The 16,447-nt window shown below is 72.2% G+C and carries 15 protein-coding genes; 5 read left to right on the forward strand and 10 right to left on the reverse strand.

Annotation, left to right across the window (positions count from 1 at the left end; translation table 11 throughout):
• The first annotated feature begins 11 nt into the window (after positions 1-11).
• Entirely contained in the window at positions 12-389 is a 378-nt protein-coding gene (locus ABD331_RS10525; protein ID WP_344473097.1) for a YbaB/EbfC family nucleoid-associated protein, read from the forward strand.
• Here ABD331_RS10525 and ABD331_RS10530 read toward each other — a convergent pair whose 3' ends face one another.
• The 4 genes from ABD331_RS10530 to ABD331_RS10545 are packed head-to-tail and all read right to left on the reverse strand — an operon-like array spanning position 390 to position 4,991.
• Positions 390-1,559, reverse strand: a complete 1,170-nt coding sequence (locus ABD331_RS10530) for a DegT/DnrJ/EryC1/StrS family aminotransferase (protein ID WP_344473100.1) — start codon at positions 1,557-1,559, stop codon at positions 390-392.
• Positions 1,556-2,314 (reverse strand): amidohydrolase family protein, encoded by a 759-nt coding sequence (locus tag ABD331_RS10535; RefSeq protein WP_344473103.1) that lies wholly within the window; start codon positions 2,312-2,314, stop codon positions 1,556-1,558. Before ABD331_RS10535 ends, ABD331_RS10530 begins: the two co-directional genes overlap by 4 nt.
• Complete coding sequence (locus ABD331_RS10540; RefSeq protein WP_344473106.1) at positions 2,311-2,979, reverse strand: amidohydrolase family protein; 669 nt, start codon at positions 2,977-2,979, stop codon at positions 2,311-2,313. Before ABD331_RS10540 ends, ABD331_RS10535 begins: the two co-directional genes overlap by 4 nt.
• The gene (locus tag ABD331_RS10545) at positions 2,979-4,991 is read right to left on the reverse strand and encodes an outer membrane protein assembly factor BamB family protein (RefSeq protein WP_344473109.1); all 2,013 of its coding nucleotides are present in this window, start codon (positions 4,989-4,991) and stop codon (positions 2,979-2,981) included. The genes ABD331_RS10540 and ABD331_RS10545 overlap by 1 nt, the downstream gene beginning before the upstream one ends.
• Before the next feature lie 82 nt (positions 4,992-5,073).
• On the opposite strand from ABD331_RS10545, the gene ABD331_RS10550 reads away from it, so the two are divergent.
• The 3 genes from ABD331_RS10550 to ABD331_RS10560 are packed head-to-tail and all read left to right on the forward strand — an operon-like array spanning position 5,074 to position 8,541.
• Positions 5,074-5,799: an amidohydrolase family protein gene (locus ABD331_RS10550; RefSeq protein WP_344473112.1), complete on the forward strand. Its 726-nt coding sequence runs from the start codon at positions 5,074-5,076 to the stop codon at positions 5,797-5,799.
• On the forward strand, positions 5,796-6,524 hold the full coding sequence (locus ABD331_RS10555; RefSeq protein ID WP_344473115.1) for an amidohydrolase family protein: 729 nt from the start codon (positions 5,796-5,798) through the stop codon (positions 6,522-6,524). Before ABD331_RS10550 ends, ABD331_RS10555 begins: the two co-directional genes overlap by 4 nt.
• Positions 6,525-6,570: 46 nt before the next feature.
• On the forward strand, positions 6,571-8,541 hold the full coding sequence (locus tag ABD331_RS10560) for a ligand-binding sensor domain-containing protein (RefSeq protein WP_344473118.1): 1,971 nt from the start codon (positions 6,571-6,573) through the stop codon (positions 8,539-8,541).
• Between the two features lie 3 nt (positions 8,542-8,544).
• Here the strand turns inward: ABD331_RS10560 and ABD331_RS10565 are convergent, their stop codons facing one another.
• The 5 genes from ABD331_RS10565 to ABD331_RS10585 form a co-directional block, all read right to left on the reverse strand.
• Complete coding sequence (locus tag ABD331_RS10565; RefSeq protein WP_344473121.1) at positions 8,545-9,438, reverse strand: dihydrodipicolinate synthase family protein; 894 nt, start codon at positions 9,436-9,438, stop codon at positions 8,545-8,547.
• Positions 9,439-9,540: 102 nt separating this feature from the next.
• Entirely contained in the window at positions 9,541-10,404 is an 864-nt protein-coding gene (locus ABD331_RS10570) for a carbohydrate ABC transporter permease (protein ID WP_344473123.1), read from the reverse strand.
• Entirely contained in the window at positions 10,401-11,267 is an 867-nt protein-coding gene (locus ABD331_RS10575) for a carbohydrate ABC transporter permease (RefSeq protein ID WP_344473125.1), read from the reverse strand. The genes ABD331_RS10570 and ABD331_RS10575 overlap by 4 nt, the downstream gene beginning before the upstream one ends.
• Positions 11,268-11,323: 56 nt before the next feature.
• The gene (locus ABD331_RS10580; RefSeq protein WP_344473128.1) at positions 11,324-12,571 is read right to left on the reverse strand and encodes an ABC transporter substrate-binding protein; all 1,248 of its coding nucleotides are present in this window, start codon (positions 12,569-12,571) and stop codon (positions 11,324-11,326) included.
• 86 nt (positions 12,572-12,657) lie between these two features.
• Complete coding sequence (locus tag ABD331_RS10585; RefSeq protein WP_344473130.1) at positions 12,658-13,878, reverse strand: DegT/DnrJ/EryC1/StrS family aminotransferase; 1,221 nt, start codon at positions 13,876-13,878, stop codon at positions 12,658-12,660.
• Positions 13,879-13,946: 68 nt separating this feature from the next.
• Between ABD331_RS10585 and ABD331_RS10590 the strand changes: the two genes are divergently transcribed.
• The gene (locus ABD331_RS10590) at positions 13,947-15,152 is read left to right on the forward strand and encodes a hypothetical protein (protein WP_344473132.1); all 1,206 of its coding nucleotides are present in this window, start codon (positions 13,947-13,949) and stop codon (positions 15,150-15,152) included.
• Between the two features lie 217 nt (positions 15,153-15,369).
• Here ABD331_RS10590 and ABD331_RS10595 read toward each other — a convergent pair whose 3' ends face one another.
• Complete coding sequence (locus ABD331_RS10595; protein ID WP_344473135.1) at positions 15,370-16,425, reverse strand: dihydrodipicolinate synthase family protein; 1,056 nt, start codon at positions 16,423-16,425, stop codon at positions 15,370-15,372.
• Positions 16,426-16,447: the final 22 nt, after the last annotated feature.

Genomic DNA, 16,447 nt, shown 5'->3' on the forward strand with positions numbered 1-16,447 from the left:
CGGAGGTAAGGGTGCACGGCCAGCAGTTCGACCCCGCCGACATCAGCGACCAGCGCATCGACGAGCTGACCCGCCAGGGTGAGCGGTTGCTGGCCTGGCTGGAGACGGCGCAGCCGGACCTCGACCAGATCGTGGGGTCGGGCGAAGCGGCGCAGGGCCAGGTCAAGGCCACCGCGGACGTGAACGGCCGGGTCCTCGGCGTCAGCTACGGCCCGCGCGTGACGCGCATGGGGAGCCGGGAGCTGTCGGAGGAGACGCTGAGCGCGGTGCGGGCGGCGTGCGCGGACGCGCAGCGGCAGACGCACGAGCTGATGCGCGCGGCCATGCCGGACTTCGATCCGGTGGAGGCGAGCGAGCAGTTCGAGCGCCTGCTGGCCAACTGGACCTGATCACCTACGGCCCACCCCGTGGAGGACCTTGGTCAGGGCCTCGGCGAGGTGGGCCGCGCCGCCGCAGTCGTCCATGAGCATGGCCTGGCGGACCCAGACCACCTCGCGGGCCGCCGCCTCCGCCGACGGGCAGGGCTCCGTGCGGACGCCCGCCTCCGTCAGCGCGCTCATCGTGCCGAGCGGCGGGTAGCCGCCGTCGAGGGGCACCCCTTCCGCCGCCATGGCCGCCAGCAGGAACGAGCGGTCGAAGGGAGCGTGGACGCGCAGCATGAGCAGGTGGCGCGAGTCGCGCGTGGTGCCGGGCGGCTGCGGGACCACCGTCACCAGGTCGTGGCCGGCCAGCTCGCGCTCCGCGGCGGCGGCGAAGGCGTTCCTGCGGTCGATCTCGTCGTCGAGCCGGTCCAGCCAGGGCAGCAGGAGGGCGGCCTGGATCTCGGTCAGGCGCAGGTTCCAGCCGACGTGCGGGTGGCCGTACCAGGCGCCGTCGAGCGCGCGTCCCACGTTGCAGACCGACCAGACGGCCTCGTGGACCTCCCTGGACCGGCAGACGACCAGGCCGCCCTCCCCCGCCGTCATCGCCTTGCTGGACTGGAAGCTGTAGACCCCGGCGTCGCCCAGCCCGCCGACCGGCCGGCCCCGGTAGGCGGCGCCGTGCGCCTGGGCCGCGTCCTCGACTACGGTCAGGCCGTGCCGGGCCGCGATCGCGTTCAACGGGTCCATGTCGGCGGGGCTGCCCGCCAGGTGCACCGGGACGATCGCGGTGGTGCGGGGGGTGAGCGCCGCCTCGACTGCGGCCGGTGACAGGTGCAGGTCGGTGGCGTCGACGTCCACGATGACGGGGGTCGCGCCGGTGAGCAGGACGGCGGTGGCGGTGGCGACGAACGTGTACGCCGGGACGATCACCTCGTCGCCCGGACCGACGCCGAGGCCGCGCAGCGCGGCGAACAGCCCGAGGGTGGCGTTGCCGACGGCGACGCCGTGCTCGACGCCGGAGCGGCGGGCGAACGCGGCGACCAGGTCCGCGCAGGCCGAGCCGCCCTGGGTGGCGCCCCATCGGCCGCTCTCCAGGACGGCGGTGACGAGTTCGCGCTGGGCGTCGTCCAGCGGGGGCGGCCACGACGGCCAGGGGGCGGTGCGCACGGGGCTGCCGCCGTCGATGGCGAGCGTCATGGGACGGGTCCTTCCAGCAGAGGTCCTTCCGGAGGCGAGGAACGGGCCGCGCCGAGGATGCGGGCGAGGTTGCCGCCCTGGATGAGGGCCCGGTCGGCGTCGGAGAGCGGGGCGAGGGCGACGCGCCCGAAGCCTACCCGCAGGTCGAGGAAGCAGGCGTCGGAGCCGTAGACCACCCGGTCGGCGCCGGCCAGCCCGGCCAGCCTGGCGATCCACCGCCCGGTCATCTTGGACCCGCAGATCTCCAGGTACACGCTCGGATGCTCCCGTACGAGCTCGGCGGCGCGCGCGAACCCGTACGGCCAGAGTCCGGCGTGCCCGAGCAGCAGCGGCACGCGCGGATGACGGCGGGCCACGGTGACGAACCGCGCGGGGTCGCTCCACGGCGAGTCCGTCTGGCCGTGGGCGAGCACGGGCAGCCCCAGCTCCCAGACGGGGTCGTAGCGGCGGTCGTCGAGCGCGCACTGGTGCACGTCCGGGTGGAGCTTGACGCCCCAGACGCCCTCGCGGGTGAGCCGGTTGCGCTGGTGCGGGTTGTAGACCTGCCACACCCCGAACCTGCCGGGGTGCCGCTCGGCGGCGGCGAAGGCGAGCCGGTTGCCCTCCTCGGCGCTCGGGCCGACGGCGAGCAGGTGGCTGATGCCGATGGCGTCAACGCCGATGCGGTCCATGAGGGTGACCATGCCGTCGGCCGACTGGTCGGGGATGAGGAAGCCGGGCCACGGCCCGAGGTGGCCGTGCGCGTCGAGGATCACAGCAGGCCGCCTCCCGAGGCGATCAGGGCGATGTCGTCCTCCGGCAGGTCGAGGTGGTCGAGCAGGAAGCGGGGCCCGCAGTCGTCCATGACGGGCGCGCCGGTGCCGAACACCAGCCGCCCGGCCCCGAAGTGCCCGGCCAGCCACTCGACGCCGCGCTGGGTGTTGACGGTGCCGATCTCCAGCCACAGGTTCGGCATGGCGGCCATCAGCTCGGCGATGGCGCGCAGCCGCCGGTAGCCGGGGTTGAGCAGCAGGACGCGCTGCTCGGGCAGCTCGCGGGCGAGGGCGAGCAGCTGGGCGGGTGAGGTCTCGTCGAGGTCGACGGCCACGATCCGGCCGAGCGCCTCCAGCCAGCGCAGGGCGGTCGGCCCGGTCAGCTCGAAGCGGTGCCTGTCCGGGCAGAGCCTGACCATGGGCACGTCCCAGTCCGGGACGGGCTCGAACGTCTCGGGCAGCAGCACGGGCACCGGGACGAGCCGGGGGTCGCCGAGTTCGAGCAGCGCCTCGTTCCCGGCGCGGACGTCGGAGTAGAGGCTGAGGGTGTGGGTGACGTAGGCGCGCTGGACGCCCAGCCGGTCCATGTCCGGCCTCGGGTCCTCCGGCAGGGCGTCGAAGGGCACGGGGCCGATGAGCCGGTGGGCGTCCACGACGGTGTACGGCATCAGGCCTGCGGCGGGGTGACGGTCAGCAGCGGGCAGCGCGGATCGAGGTCGATCCTGGCCAGGTGCCTGCCGCTCAGCGCCCACGCCTTCCACGAGCCGGGCTCGAAGTGGAGCTGCGGGTTGGTGTACCAGTCGTCGCCCAGGCCGGTGGCCAGGTGCGTGGTGTGGTCGCTCAGCTCGTAGGCGTTGCCGCCGCCGAAGAACGTGCTGACGAACACCCTGCCCCGGTGCGTGGTCAGCTCGCCGTACCCGGACAGGGTGCCCTGGTACTTGACGGTTCTGGTGGCCAGGTCGAGGGCGATCCAGGCGCCGGAGTTGCGCTTGTAGACGCCGTACAGCAGGCCGCCGTGCACCTTGATGTCCTGGAAGGTGCGGTGACCGGCCACCGGGTCCACCTGCCACAGCACCGTACGGCTGCGCAGGTCGAACGCCGCGACGGACGCCGAGGCGTGCACCGGCGGGGTGCCGCCGCCGCCGAGCACGTCGCCGCCGAGGTAGACGACGCCCTTGCGGGCGTCCAGCGACAGGCTCATCAGGCTCTGCCCGGGGATGACGCCCTTGTAGACGTCGATCCGGCCGGTGTCGGGGTCCACGATCGACAGGGCGCCCTCCAGCTCGGCGCCGAGCGGGGCGGAGGCGACCAGCAGCTTGTCGCGCACCGGGTCGTACTCGAGGTCCCAGGGGCGCTGCTGGCCCTGGCCGAGGTAGCCGAGGCTGCGGACCTCGTCGGTGCGCAGGTCGATGGAGATGATGTTCCCGCTGGGGTAGATGGCGGCGTAGATCTTGTTCCCGCGCCGTACGAGGTCCTTGGGCTCGCCGGGGACGCGGAAGCGGCGCTGCTCGCCGGTGCGCAGGTCGCGCACGTCCATGAAGAAGTGGCCGCCCACGTAGACGGCGCGGCCGGGCACCAGCAACATGCTCTGAGGGCGTTCCGCGCCGGCCGGCAGCCCTGCCTCGATCAGGTCGGTGAACTGCGACTGCCCGGTGCCGAGGTCCAGCGACCACATGCCGCCGCTGCCGGAGAAGCCGGCCAGCGTGCCGTCGCCGGTCAGCGCGATGCGGCGGGTCTCGTCGTCCGGCGACGGCGGCTCGGCGACCTTGGCGGGCGCGCTGTCGCCGGTGCGGTAGCGGTAGACGGCGCCGTCGGGGCGCGAGGTGGCGTAGAGGGTGCCGTCTGCGGCCACGGTCAGCGCGTCGAAGCTGCTGCCGCCGAGCGGGACGCGCCGGTCGTCGGTGCCGTCCTTGCGCACGTCGATGAGGGTCGCGCCGCTCGTCGCGAACACCCGGTCGCCGTGCTCGGCGACCACGCCGATGCCGGTCGCGCCCTGGGCCAGCTCGGTGACGGCGCCGGTCGCCCGGTTGATCGCGACGAGCTTGCCCTTGTCGAGCAGGCCCGCGTAGACGTTCACGTCGTCGGCTGCGACCGCCCTGACGTACCGCTCGCCGGCGGCCAGCACGCCGAAGTCGCGCACCGCGCCGGTGCCGGGGTCGTACTCCCTGACCCGGCCGTCGGGGTAGGTGCCCGCGTAGAGCGTGCCGTCGGGGGCGGCGGCCAGCGTCCAGATGTAGCCGCCGTTCTTGCCGAACGAGGCCAGGTGCGCCACCTCGCCGGTGGCCGGGTCGAAGCGGTAGAGGTCGGGGACGGGGTAGGTGCCGACGTAGATCTTGCCGCCCGACACCGCCGTGGCCCAGCCGCCCTCCGGCTCGCCGGTGGCGGGGCCGTCGGGCAGCCGCACGCTCCTGACGACCTTGCGGGTGCTCAGGTCGATCTCGGCCAGGACGGGCGGTTTCTGGCCGCGCGTGACGACGTACGCCTTGCCCTCGTGGACGGTGGCGCCCACGATGGCGCCGGTCATCGACGCCTCTCCGAACGTCTCCACCCGTGGCTCGGCACACGAGGCCGCACTGTTCGGGGCAGCCGCCTGGCCGGGGGTGGCTGCCTGGGCCGGTGTCAGCGGCAGGAGCAGCCCGGCGGTCAGGGCCGCGAGGACTGCGAGGGATCTACGCGGCACAGCCGCACCTCCACGTGAGCGTGTTGCCCAATTTTGGCCCAGACCGTAATGTGCTGAGCTTGATAAGTCAATGGAGGCGGTTGTGACGGCGTTCGACGCGAACAGACTGATCGGTGACCTTGAGGTGAGCCTCGACGTGGACGTCCTGGTCGGCGCCTACCCCGACCGGGACGGCCCGCCCGGCACGCCCCGCTCGGTGCTGGGCACGCTGGCCGCGCACGGCATCAGGGCGGGCGCGGTCGCGTCCCTGCGTGCCGCGCTGTTCGACGTGCGCTCAGGGAACGACGAGATCCTGGCGCTGGAGCCGCCGGCGGTCCCGGTCGGGGCCGTGGACCTGCGCGACCCCATCGGCGCCGTACGCGAGCTGGACCGGCTGGCCGGGCTGGGCGTCAGGGCGGTCAGGCTCTTCCCGGACGAGCAGGGCGTGGAGGCGGGCTTCCCGTCGGTCCGCCACGTAGCCAGGGCGGCGGCGCGGCTCGGCCTCGTCGTGCTGACCGGCGGTGACGTGCGGCGCTTCTGGCAGCCGTTCTCCGGCCTGGACGCCACGGTGGTCTTCCTCGACACGCACTTCTACCACCTGGGCGACTTCCTCGTGGTGGCCGCCGACGAGCCCGGCTTCCACACCTCGACCCGCCTGCTGAACTCCCCCGACGCGCTGGAGACCGTACCTGCAGACCGGCTCCTGTACGGCTCCCGCACCCCCCACTACGAGCCGGTCGTCCCGCTGCTGCGGCTGGCGACCAGCGGACTGAAGCCCGAGGAGATCGCCGCCGTGGCGGGCGGCAACGCGAGGAGGCTGCTCGGATGATCATCGACGTGCACGCGCACTGGGGCCCGTGGTTCTTCACCATGGACGTGGCCAGGGCGAACGTGAGCACCATGGACAGGTTCGGCATCGACCTGGCGATCGTCTCCGCCACCGAGGCGGTGATCTACGACGCCCCGGCGGGCAACCGGGCCCTGGCCGCCTGGCTGGAGCGGCAGGACCGCCACCTCGGCTACGTCACCGTCAACCCCCGCAGGCAGGCGGAGGCCGAACGGGACCTGCGCGCGTACCTGCCCACCGGCAGGTTCGTCGGCGTCAAGATCCACACCGACTACACCCGCTCGCCCGTCTCCTCGCCTCAGACGCGCGAGGCGCTGGCCATGGTCGCGGCGGCCGGGGTGCCCGCGCTCGTCCACACGTGGGGCGCCACGGTGCTGGACCTGGCCCAGGTCTGCCTGGACACGCCGGGCCTGCGGGTCATCGCCGGGCACATGGGCGCCGACGGCCACGCCCACGCGATCGAGGCGGCCGGCGCGTGCGACCGCCTCTACCTCGAACCGTGCTACTCGCACGCGCCCGCCGGCCGGATCGCGCAGGTGGCGGCGGGAGTGGACCGCACGCGGCTGCTGTTCGGGACCGACTCGACGCTGATCGATCCGGCCTCGGCGTTCGGCGCGGTGGCGGCGGCGGGCCTGGACGAGGAGACGGCCGAACTGGTCGCGTGGCGGAACGCGGTGCGGCTTTTCGATCTGGACATTACGGCCTAGTCCGTTATAGCGTGCGGCCACCTTCCCGAGGAGTGATCACAGCCTTATGAACCGCCGCAGTTTCCTCCAAGCCGCAGCCATCTCCGCAGGAACCGTCACCCTCCCGGCCACCTCCGCACAAGCCGCCACCGCACAGGTCACCACCGCACAGGCCGCCTCCGCGCTCACGACTGGCAGGGAGCCGAAAGGCACGATCACCGACCTCGGCCCGGCCAGCGTGGCCAGCCCCCTGGGCAACGCCGAGTTCGTCGGCGACGTGCTCTACCTCGGCTCGCGCGGCCTGTCACCCAACGTCGTGGGCGCCTGGGACCTGGCCCAGGACAAGGTCACGGCGCACTTCGACATCCCCACCGGCGTGGGCATCTGGGCGATGTGCAAGGTCGGCACCGACGTCTACGTCGGCACCCACACCCGCTCCGACCTCTACAAGATCGACACCCTCACCGGCGCCACCACCCTGCTCGCCCAGTACTCCGACGACTACATCTGGACCATGGCCGCCTCCCCCGACGGCAAGGTCTACCTGGGCACCTCCCAGCCCGGCCGCGTCCTGGAGTACGACCCCGCCACCGGCGCCACCCGCGATCTGGGCGAGCCCGCCCCCGGCGAGGCGTACGTGCGCAGCATCCAGGCCGACGACACCCACGTCTACGCGGGCGTCGGCACCAACGCCCACCTCGTCGCCATCGACCGGCGGACCGGCGAGAAGCGCGACCTGCTGCCCGCCGAGGTGGCCGACCGCGACTGGGTGTCGAGCATGTCGATCAGCGACACGCACGTGGCGGGCGGCATGAACTCGCTGGCGGAGCTGCTCGTGCTGGACAAGGCGGACCCGGCCGCGTACAAGGTGGTCAAGGCCACCGCCCCGGGCGAGAAGTACATCGTCTCGGTGCTGATTCACGACGGCTGGGTCTACTTCGCCGGGCGTCCCTCCGGCACCCTCTACCGCTATCAGATCGCGACCGGCGCGTACGAGGTGCTCGGGGTGCCGTTCCCGGAGGCGCAGACCGTCCGCATCCTGGAGCACGGCGGCCGGGTCTACGGGGTTCAGGAGCCGGGCATCTTCGTCTACGACCCGGCCACCGGCGACCTCGGCTACGTCAGCCACGTCCAGAAGGGGTTCAGAGCGGCCCCCGAGGAGCCCATGTCCGTGCACTGCGACGGCGAGCGCGTCTACGTCGGCGGCAAGGGCGGCTGCGACCTGCACGACCTGGCCACCGGCGAGGTCACCCGGCTGCCCATCCCTGGCGAGCCCAAGACCATCATGACCGCCGGAGGCACCACCTACCTCGGCGTCTACACCCAGGCCGCCCTCTACTCGCACCGCGCCGGCGACCCCGAGGCGAAGCTGCTCTTCCGCACCGGCCACAGCCAGGACCGGCCCAAGGACCTGGTCCACGACAAGCTGACCGGGCTGATCGTGATGTCCACCCAGCCGGAGCCGGGGCACCAGAACGGCGCGCTCGACGTCTACGACCCGAGGACCGGCCGGGTGGACACCTACCGGCCGGTCGTCGAACGCCAGACGGTGTTCTCGCTGACCGCCCGGCTGGGCACCGTCTACCTGGGCACCAGCACGCAGGAGGGCCTCGGGGCGCCGCCGGTGACGTCCACGGCCCGGCTGGCGGCGTTCGACCTGCGCACCCGTACGGTGAAGTGGGAGATCGAGCCGGTCGCCGGCGCGAAGGCCGTCACGAGCCTCAAGCACACCGCGCTCGCCCTGTACGGGATCACCGACGCGGGCGTGCTGTTCGAGTACGACCTGCCGCGGCGCAAGGTCACGCGCACGCTGAAGGTCTGCGACCGGGGCGGCGACCTGGTGCTCGCCGGACGCCACGCCTACACCGGCGACGAGGACGCCGTCTACGAGATCGACCTGGTCAAGCTCACCGCGACCAAGCTCGTGACGGGGCTGGCCAGCGACTGGTTCGGCGGCGGCTCCCGGATCAACATCGACCCGTCCCGCAGGGCGCTCTACGCGCTCAAGGGACGCAACCTGATCCGCGTGGCCCTCTGACGGCTACGCGGCCAGCACCCTGGCGCGCTCGCCGTCCGGCAGTGCGGGGCCGTAGGGGTCGTGGGCGTGCTCCTCGGGGACAAGCCCCTCCGCGGCGGCGAGCCAGGCCATGCGCTGGACGTAGCCCTCCATCGGAGCGGTGAACGTGGCCGCCGCCAGCCGGTCCAGGCGGGCGGCGGCCTTCTCGAAACCACGCAGGTCGTCGCCCTCGTAGGCGCGCATCACGGCCGCCGTCGTCCCCACCGACGCCGCCGCCACGCCCACCAGCGCCGCCTGCGCGCCCCACAGGAGCGAGGCGGCGAACATGCGGTCCTCGCCGGTGATGGCCAGCCTGTCCGCGTCGCGGGTCAGGGCGATCGTCTCCTGGCAGGCCATCGCGTCCGACAGCAGCGCCGTCTTGAGCCCGGCCACGCCGGGCAGGCTCAGGATTCTGTGGAGGGTGTCGGGTGGGCAGGGGTTCGTGTAGAGATCGAACGCGATCATCGGCAGGCCGGCGGCCGACCACACCGCCTCGTGCAGCGCCACGCGGTCGCCCGGCTCGGGGAACACCAGCACCGCGTCGGCACCCAGCTCGGCCGCCGTCCGCGCGTCCTCGACCGCGTTGGACCCCTGCTCGGGACGGGCGCCGCCGACGCCCACGATGACCGGGACGCCCGCGCGGCGGGCGCGGGTGATCACCCCCGCCCGCACCTGCGCGGACAGGAAGGGCCCGCGCCCGGTGTGCGCGAGGACGGCCAGCGCGTCCGCGCCCGAGGCGACCAGCCGCCGGAAGTACGACTCCGCGACGTCCAGATCCACTGCCCCGTCCGGGCCCATCGGCGTCAGCGCGGCGGCGGCCAGGCTCCCGCGCAGGCGATCACGCAACCCGGCGGCCCGCGCGTCGATCGGCGTGCTCATCATCGCTCCCCTCACCGGCCCCTCACCGGCCCCTCACCGGCCCTTCACCGGCCCTTCACCGGACTTCCGGGCGACAAGCGTAGGGCCGTCCAGGTCAGCCGGTCACTTCAGGCCGGTCATCGCGATGCTGTTGACCAGGTACCGCTGCAACACGAAGAACACCACCAGGCACGGCACCGCCGACACGGCCGCCGACGACATCAGCATCGACCACTGCAGTTCCTCCGTCTTCAGCACGGTGAGCCCGACGGTCAGCGTCCGCGTGGCGTCGCTCTGCGAGATCACCAGCGGCCACAGGAAGTCGTTCCAGTGCCACAGGAAGACGAACACGCCGAGCGTGGCCAGGATCGGCTTGGTCAGCGGCACCACGATCGTCCAGTAGACGCGCAGCTCGGAGGCCCCGTCCACCTTGGCGGCGTCGAACAGCTCGTCCGGCAGCCCCAGGATGAACTGGCGCATCAGGAAGACCGCCTGCGAGTTCGCCAGCGTCGGCACGATCAGGCCCCAGAACGTGTCCACGCCGTCGAGGTCGGAGACGAGCACGTACAGCGGGATGAGCGTGGCCTGGAACGGCACCATCATGGTGGCCAGGAACGTCCACAACATGGCGTCGCGCCCGGGGAAGCGCTTCTTGGCGAACGCGTAGCCGGCCATCGACGCGGTGAGCAGGATGATCACCACGGAGACGACCGAGTAGATCAGCGAGTTGAGCGTCCACTCGGCGAACCCCGACGCTCTCAGCACCTGCATGATGTTGTCGAAGGTGAGCGAGCCGGGCCACTGCGCCGGCACGGTCGGCTCGCCGCGCGGCGACAGCGCCACCACGACCATCGCGGCGAACGGCCCGAGCGTCAGCAGCGACATGACCGTGAGCAGCGTGTAGAGCGGCCACCGCCGGCCGCGGCGGCGCGGCGGGGCGGCCTGCCGGTCGCGGACGGCGGCGGGGCGCGTGGCCGTCAACGTCATGTGTTCTCCTTGCCGACGAACCGGCGTTGGATCAGCGAGACGACCAGCACGATGGCGAACAGCACCATCCCCCAGGTCGCCGCGTAGCCGAACTCCCAGAAGCGGAAGCCGCGTTCGAAGATGCCGTAGATGAGGGTGTAGCTGGCCTTGGCGGGGCCGCCGCCGGTCATCACGTAGATGGTGTCGAAGACCTGGAACGAGGCGATCGTCTCGATCACCAGCACGAAGAAGATGGCCGGCTTGAGCAGCGGCAGGGTGATGCTGCGGAAGCGCTGCCACGGGCCGGCCCCGTCCACCCTGGCCGCCTCCAGGTAGGAGCCGGGGATGGCCTTCAGCCCCGCCAGCAGGATCAGCATGGAGTAGCCGAAGCCCTTCCAGCAGGAGACGACGGCCAGCGCGGGCAGCACCAGCTCCGCCCGTTCCATGAAGCCGACGGGCCCCAGGTCCAGCTTGGCCAGCACGCCGTTGATCAGGCCGTCGAACTCGTAGATCCAGCGCCAGATGAGGCCGGCGAACACGAAGCTGGTCACGTACGGCAGGAAGAGGATGCCGCGGAACAGCCCGCGCATGAACACGATCGAGTTGAGGAGCAGGGCGGTGCCGAGCGAGACGGCCATCACGAGCGGCACGTAGATGACGGTGTAGGCCAGCGTGGCTCGCAGGCTGGACCAGAAGTTCGGGTCGTTCACGAGCCGCGCGTAGTTGTCGGCGCCGATGAAGCTCCACTCGCCGCCGATGTTCCAGTTCGTCAGGCTCATGCCCGCCGCCCCGAGCGTGGGGAAGATCTTGAAGATCAGGAACAGCACCAGCACCGGGAGGACGAACAGCAGTCCCGTGACCGGATCACGCAGCCGTTGGCGCACCGGCTCTCACACCTTTCGAAGAGGACGGGCCTCCCCGGGAGGAGGCCCGGGTCGGGTCAGCCACCGCTGGCCAGCAGGTCGTTGCCCTCCTTGGCGGCGGCGTCGAGTGCAGTCTTGGCGTCCTCCTCGCCGATCAGCGCCGCCTGGACGTGGGCCGCGACCATCGCCATGACCTGGCGGGCCTTGGGGTGGGTGTCGCCGGGGAAGGCGTACTGCAGCGACTTGGCGAACTCCTTGGACGTGGCCGACTGCTCGGGGATCGTCACGTCGGTGCGCGCGGAGAAGAAGCCGGACTCCTTGGCCAGCGTCCCGGCGACCTCCGGCGAGGCGATGTAGGCGGCGAGCTTCCTGGCCGCGTCCTTGTTCTCCGAGTGCTTGGCCATGACCAGGCCGCCGGGGATGCCGAACGCGACCCGCTTGGCGCCCTCCAGCGGCAGGCCGACGCCGACGTTCTCCGCGCCGATGGCGGCGCCGAGCTGGTCGGCGTTCAGCGCGGTGGCCGCGTGGTACATGGCGGTCTTGCCGCCGGCCAGCGGGCCGCCCTCGATGTCGTTGCCCTTGCTGGCGGCGTTCTCCGGCAGGCCGCCGACCGCCTTGAGGTCCAGCAGGAACTGCAGGCTGGCGATGCCCTCCTGGCTGTTGATCGTCACGCTCTTGCCGTCGGGCGAGAACACCGAGCCGCCGTTGGCCCACAGGATGGGGTAGAAGCTCTGGTTGAGCGAGACCTCCGGCTTGCCGGGGTAGTCGAGCACCGCGACCTTCTTGGCGGCCAGCTTGGGTGCCGCCTCCTTCAGCTCGGCCAGCGTCTCGGGCACCTTGGTGACGCCCGCGTCGGCGAAGAGCTTCTTGTTGTAGATGGGGGCGGTGATCGTCTGGTAGATCGGCACGCCGTAGAGCTTGCCGTTCACGGTCAGTGCGGTGAGGGCGTTGGGCAGGTAGCCGGCCTTGTCGGCCGCGATCACGTCGTCCACGGCCTCCAGCGTGCCCTGCTCGGCGTACTGGGGGATCTGGTCCGGGCCGAGTACGACCAGGTCGAAGCCCTTCCTGGACGCCAGCGCCGTGGTGATCTTCTCCTGGCGGCCCTCCCAGGGCTGCTGGTCGACCGTGACGTCGATCGCCGGGTTCTTGGCCTCGAAGTCCTTCTCGACCTTGTCCCAGAAGGCCTTGTTCTTGGCCTGGTCCGAGATCACGGGGTACATCCAGAGAGTCACCGCGCTCTTGTCCGAGCCCGAGCCACCGGAACCGCACCCGCCGACCGCGACGCTGAGGGCGACCGCGATGCCGGCTGCCGCAATGTTTCTCATCGGCGGCGTTCCTTTCCTGAATACCGGTCCTGACCGAAACCTAGTGATCGAGGGTGGTCCGGTCAATGCTTGATACATGAACGTAACTACGGTCGGCCGAGGTAGCCGGCGACCGCCTCCGTGATGACCTTGACGTGCTCGGACGTGTAGTGCTCGTTCCAGTCGATGGTCAGGAGCGTGGTGGCGACCAGGCGTTCGGCCTCCGGGCATGGGGCGGGGCGGTAGTCCTCCAGGGGGTAGCGGGAGGAGCCGTAGACGGGGGCGTCCCAGAGGGGGGCCTGGTTGAGGGGCTCCTTGAGATAACCGGCCCTTGCCGGAATTCCGGCGGCGGACAGGTGGGCGGCCAGCCCAGGGGCGTCGCCTTCGGGCAGGACGAGCGGGAACAGCCACCAGGCGTGCCCGTCAGGCCGCGGCAACCCGATCCTGACCCCGCCCGCCTCCAGCTCGCACGCCTGGAGCCCACCCATCTTGGGGCCGCCCGTCTTGGGTTCGGTCTCGGCGTCGCCCAGCCCCAGCCCTCGCAAGCCCTCGATGAGCTGGCCCGCCGTTCGACGCCTCGACGCGACGACCTCCGGCAGCTTCGCGAGCTGGGCGCGCGCCACCGCCGCCTGCAACTCGGTCATCCGGTAGTTCAGCCCCAGGCTCTCGTGCGAACGCCCCGCCGCCCGGTCCCACCCCTTGTCCGCGAACAGCCGCATCCGCCTGGCCAGCTCGTCGTCATCGGTGAGCGCCAGCCCGCCGTCACCGCACGTGATGTGCTTCCACTGCTGCAGGCTCAGGGTGCCGACGTGCCCGGCCGTGCCCGCGTACCGGCCGTCCGGCAGCTCGGTCAGCCACGCCTGCGCGCAGTCCTCGATGAGCGCCAGCCCGTGCCGGTCGGCCAGCCGGCGCAGCTCGCCGACCTTGGCGGGCGCGCCGAACAGATGCACGACCATGATCGCGCGGGTGCGCGGCCCGATGAGCGCGGCCACGGCGTCCGGGTCGAGGTTGCCGTCGGACGGGTCCACGTCGGCGAAGACAGGAACCGCGTTCTGCGCCAAGATGGGGGCCACGGTCCCGAAGTCCGTGATCGGCGTCGTGATGATCTCGTCACCGGGATCCGGCGCCGCCGCCACGACCGACAGGTGGAGGGCCGCCGTGCCGGACGCGCACGCGATCGCGTGGCGGGAGCCGTACAGCTCCGCCACCTCGCGTTCCAGCGCCCGCGCCTCGGCCCCCCACACGGAGTTGAGCATGCCGGAGCGGATGACCCGCTCCAGCGCGGCCACCTCCTCGTCGCCGAGGGTGCGGCCCGCGGGTTCGGCCATGTTGGGAAAGTGCAGGGTCACCGGATAGCCTTTCGGTCTAGACCGTAAAGAAGGGGAAGGAGACGCGGGTGGGGTTCGTCATCGGAGTCATCGGCCCGCACGACCTGGTCGACGACGTCGCCGCCACCTGCGAGGAGCAGCCCGGCGTGAGCGCGCTGCGGCTCGACTACGACCACGAGTCGCAGGCGCCCGCCGTCGTCGAGGCCCACGCAGGGTCCGTCGAGGGCTGGCTGTTCACCGGCATCGTGCCGTACATGCTGGCACGCGGCGCCGACGTGCTCACCCGCCCCGCCGTGTTCGTCGACTACTCCGGCGCGACGCTGCTGAGCGCCCTGGTGCGGCTCCAGCACGAAGGCCAGGACATCACGCGCCTGTCCATCGACACCATCTCGCCCGCCGACGTCACCGCCACCTTCGACGAGGCCGGGCTGCCCACCGGCGAGCTGCGCACGCTCGGCTACCGGCCGGAGACCACGTCCAAGAAGATCATCGCCTTTCACCGCCGCTCCTCCGACCACCCCGTGATCACCTGCCTCAGCTCCGTGCACGAGGCGCTGCGCGGCGAGATGCAGGTGCTGCGGCTGGCGCCGTCCGAGCACTCGGTGCGCGCGGCGCTGCGCCAGCTCCTGCTCACCGCCGAGGGCCAGGCCCAGGAGGACGCCCAGATCGCGCTCGGCCTGGTCGAGGTGGACAGCGAGGAGGGCCTGCTGCGCGAGGCCGGCGCGCTGGCGGGCACGCTCGCCGGGTTCCGCGGCGGCAAGCACCTGCTGGTGACCACCCGCGGCCCGCTCTACGAGGCCACCGGCGGCTTCACGGGGCTGCCCATGCTGGCGCGGCTGGCCAATCACAGCAGCGTGGCGCGGGTGGGCTTCGGGCTCGGGCGCAGCGCCGCCGAAGCCGAGAGCCTGGCCCGCCGCGCCCTGGCCAGGGCCAGGCGCATCGGGAACGTGGCCGCCGTCCTGTCACTGCGCGCCGACACCGACATCGTGCTGGAGTCGGTAATCAGCGCACCGTCCGGCGAGCAGAACCTGCCGCTCATCGCGCGCCGCGTCGGGTTGTCGGTCCCGACCCTGGAGAAGCTGCTCGAGGCCCGGGACGCGGCCGGCGGCGAGGCGCTCACCACCCGCGAGATCGCCGAGCGGCTCGCCGTCCAGCAGCGCACCGCCCGGCGCATGCTGCACCGGCTGGAGCTGGCCGGGCTGGCCGAACGCACCGGCAACCTGACCAGCGGATCCAGCGGCCGTCCCCTCACCCTCTACCGCCTCACCCTGTAACGGGCGGCCTGCCACCCCACGTCCACACCAGCCAACCGCCACCGGCGCCACTTCACACCCGCACCGGCCACCCGCCGCCCGCGCCACTTCACACCCGCACCAGGCAACCGCCACCCGCGCGACTTCACGCCCGAAGCAGCCAACCGCCGCCCGCGCCGCTCCACACCCGGGCCGGTCCGCGACCCAGGGCCGCAGACGGCGGCGTGGGGCGCCGTGTTCAGGCGAGCCATCGGTCCAGGCCCTGTGCGACGAAGTCGTCGTCGCGCAGCCACGGGTAGGCGGCCCAGACGCGGTCGATCTCGGCGAGCTGCCCCGGCGACAGGTCCTCCTCCGGGTCCAGGCACCAGCGCCCCGCGAGCAGCCCCTGGCGGCGCAGCACCTCGTGGATGCCGGGGATGCACCCGCGAAAGCCGTTCGCCGAGTCGAAGATGGCCGCGTTGGCGTCGGTGAGGTGCCCGTCCAGCCCCAGCAGCCGGCGTACGGCGGCGTCGTCGCCCGACCGCGCCAGCGTGGCCTCCTCCAGCAGCTCCACCGCCCGCCGCACCCAGACCGCCCACTGGCCGAGCAGCCCGCCCACGAACTCCACCTCCACCTGCCGCCCGTCCACGACCACCCGGTGCGAGGTGACGAGATCGGCCAGGATGTGATCGTCGTTGCCGGTGTAGAGCGCGATCTCGCCGGCCCGCCCCGCCCGTACGACGCCGTGCAGCACGTCCAGCGTGCGATACCGGTCGAACGGCGCCACCTTGACGCCCACCACGGACTCGATGCTCGCCAGCCGCGTCCAGAAGTCACGCGACAAGGGCCGCCCGCCCACCGCGGGCTGCAGGTAGAACCCGATCACGGGCAGCACCTCCCCCACGGCCCTGGCCCGCGCGATCAGCTCGTCCTCGCCGAACTCCCGGTACGGGCTGAGCAGCACCATGTGATACCCGAGCGACCGCGCCAGCTCCGCCTCCGCGACCGCCTGCTCGGTCGGCCCGGTCGCGCCGGCCACCAGCACCACCTCGCGGTCGGACTCCCTGGCCGTGCCCGCCGCCAGCTCCAGCACGGGCGCGAGCAGGCCGGTGCCGTGGATGGCGAACTGCGTGGTGTGCACGCCCACCGCCAGCCCGCCGGCGCCGGCCTCGACGTAGTAGCGCGTCAGTGCGCGCTGGCGGCGCTCGTCCAGCTTCCTGTCCTCGGTCAGGGCCAGCGGGTGCGCCGGGATCACCAGACCTCGCCTGAACAGGTCACGTACGGACGTCTGCGCCTCAGAAGCCGTGCCGAGCACGTGAGGTCCCCCTTTGCCATGT

Origin of the sequence: Nonomuraea monospora (assembly GCF_039531895.1) — a bacterium.
Lineage (GTDB): Bacteria > Actinomycetota > Actinomycetes > Streptosporangiales > Streptosporangiaceae > Nonomuraea > Nonomuraea monospora.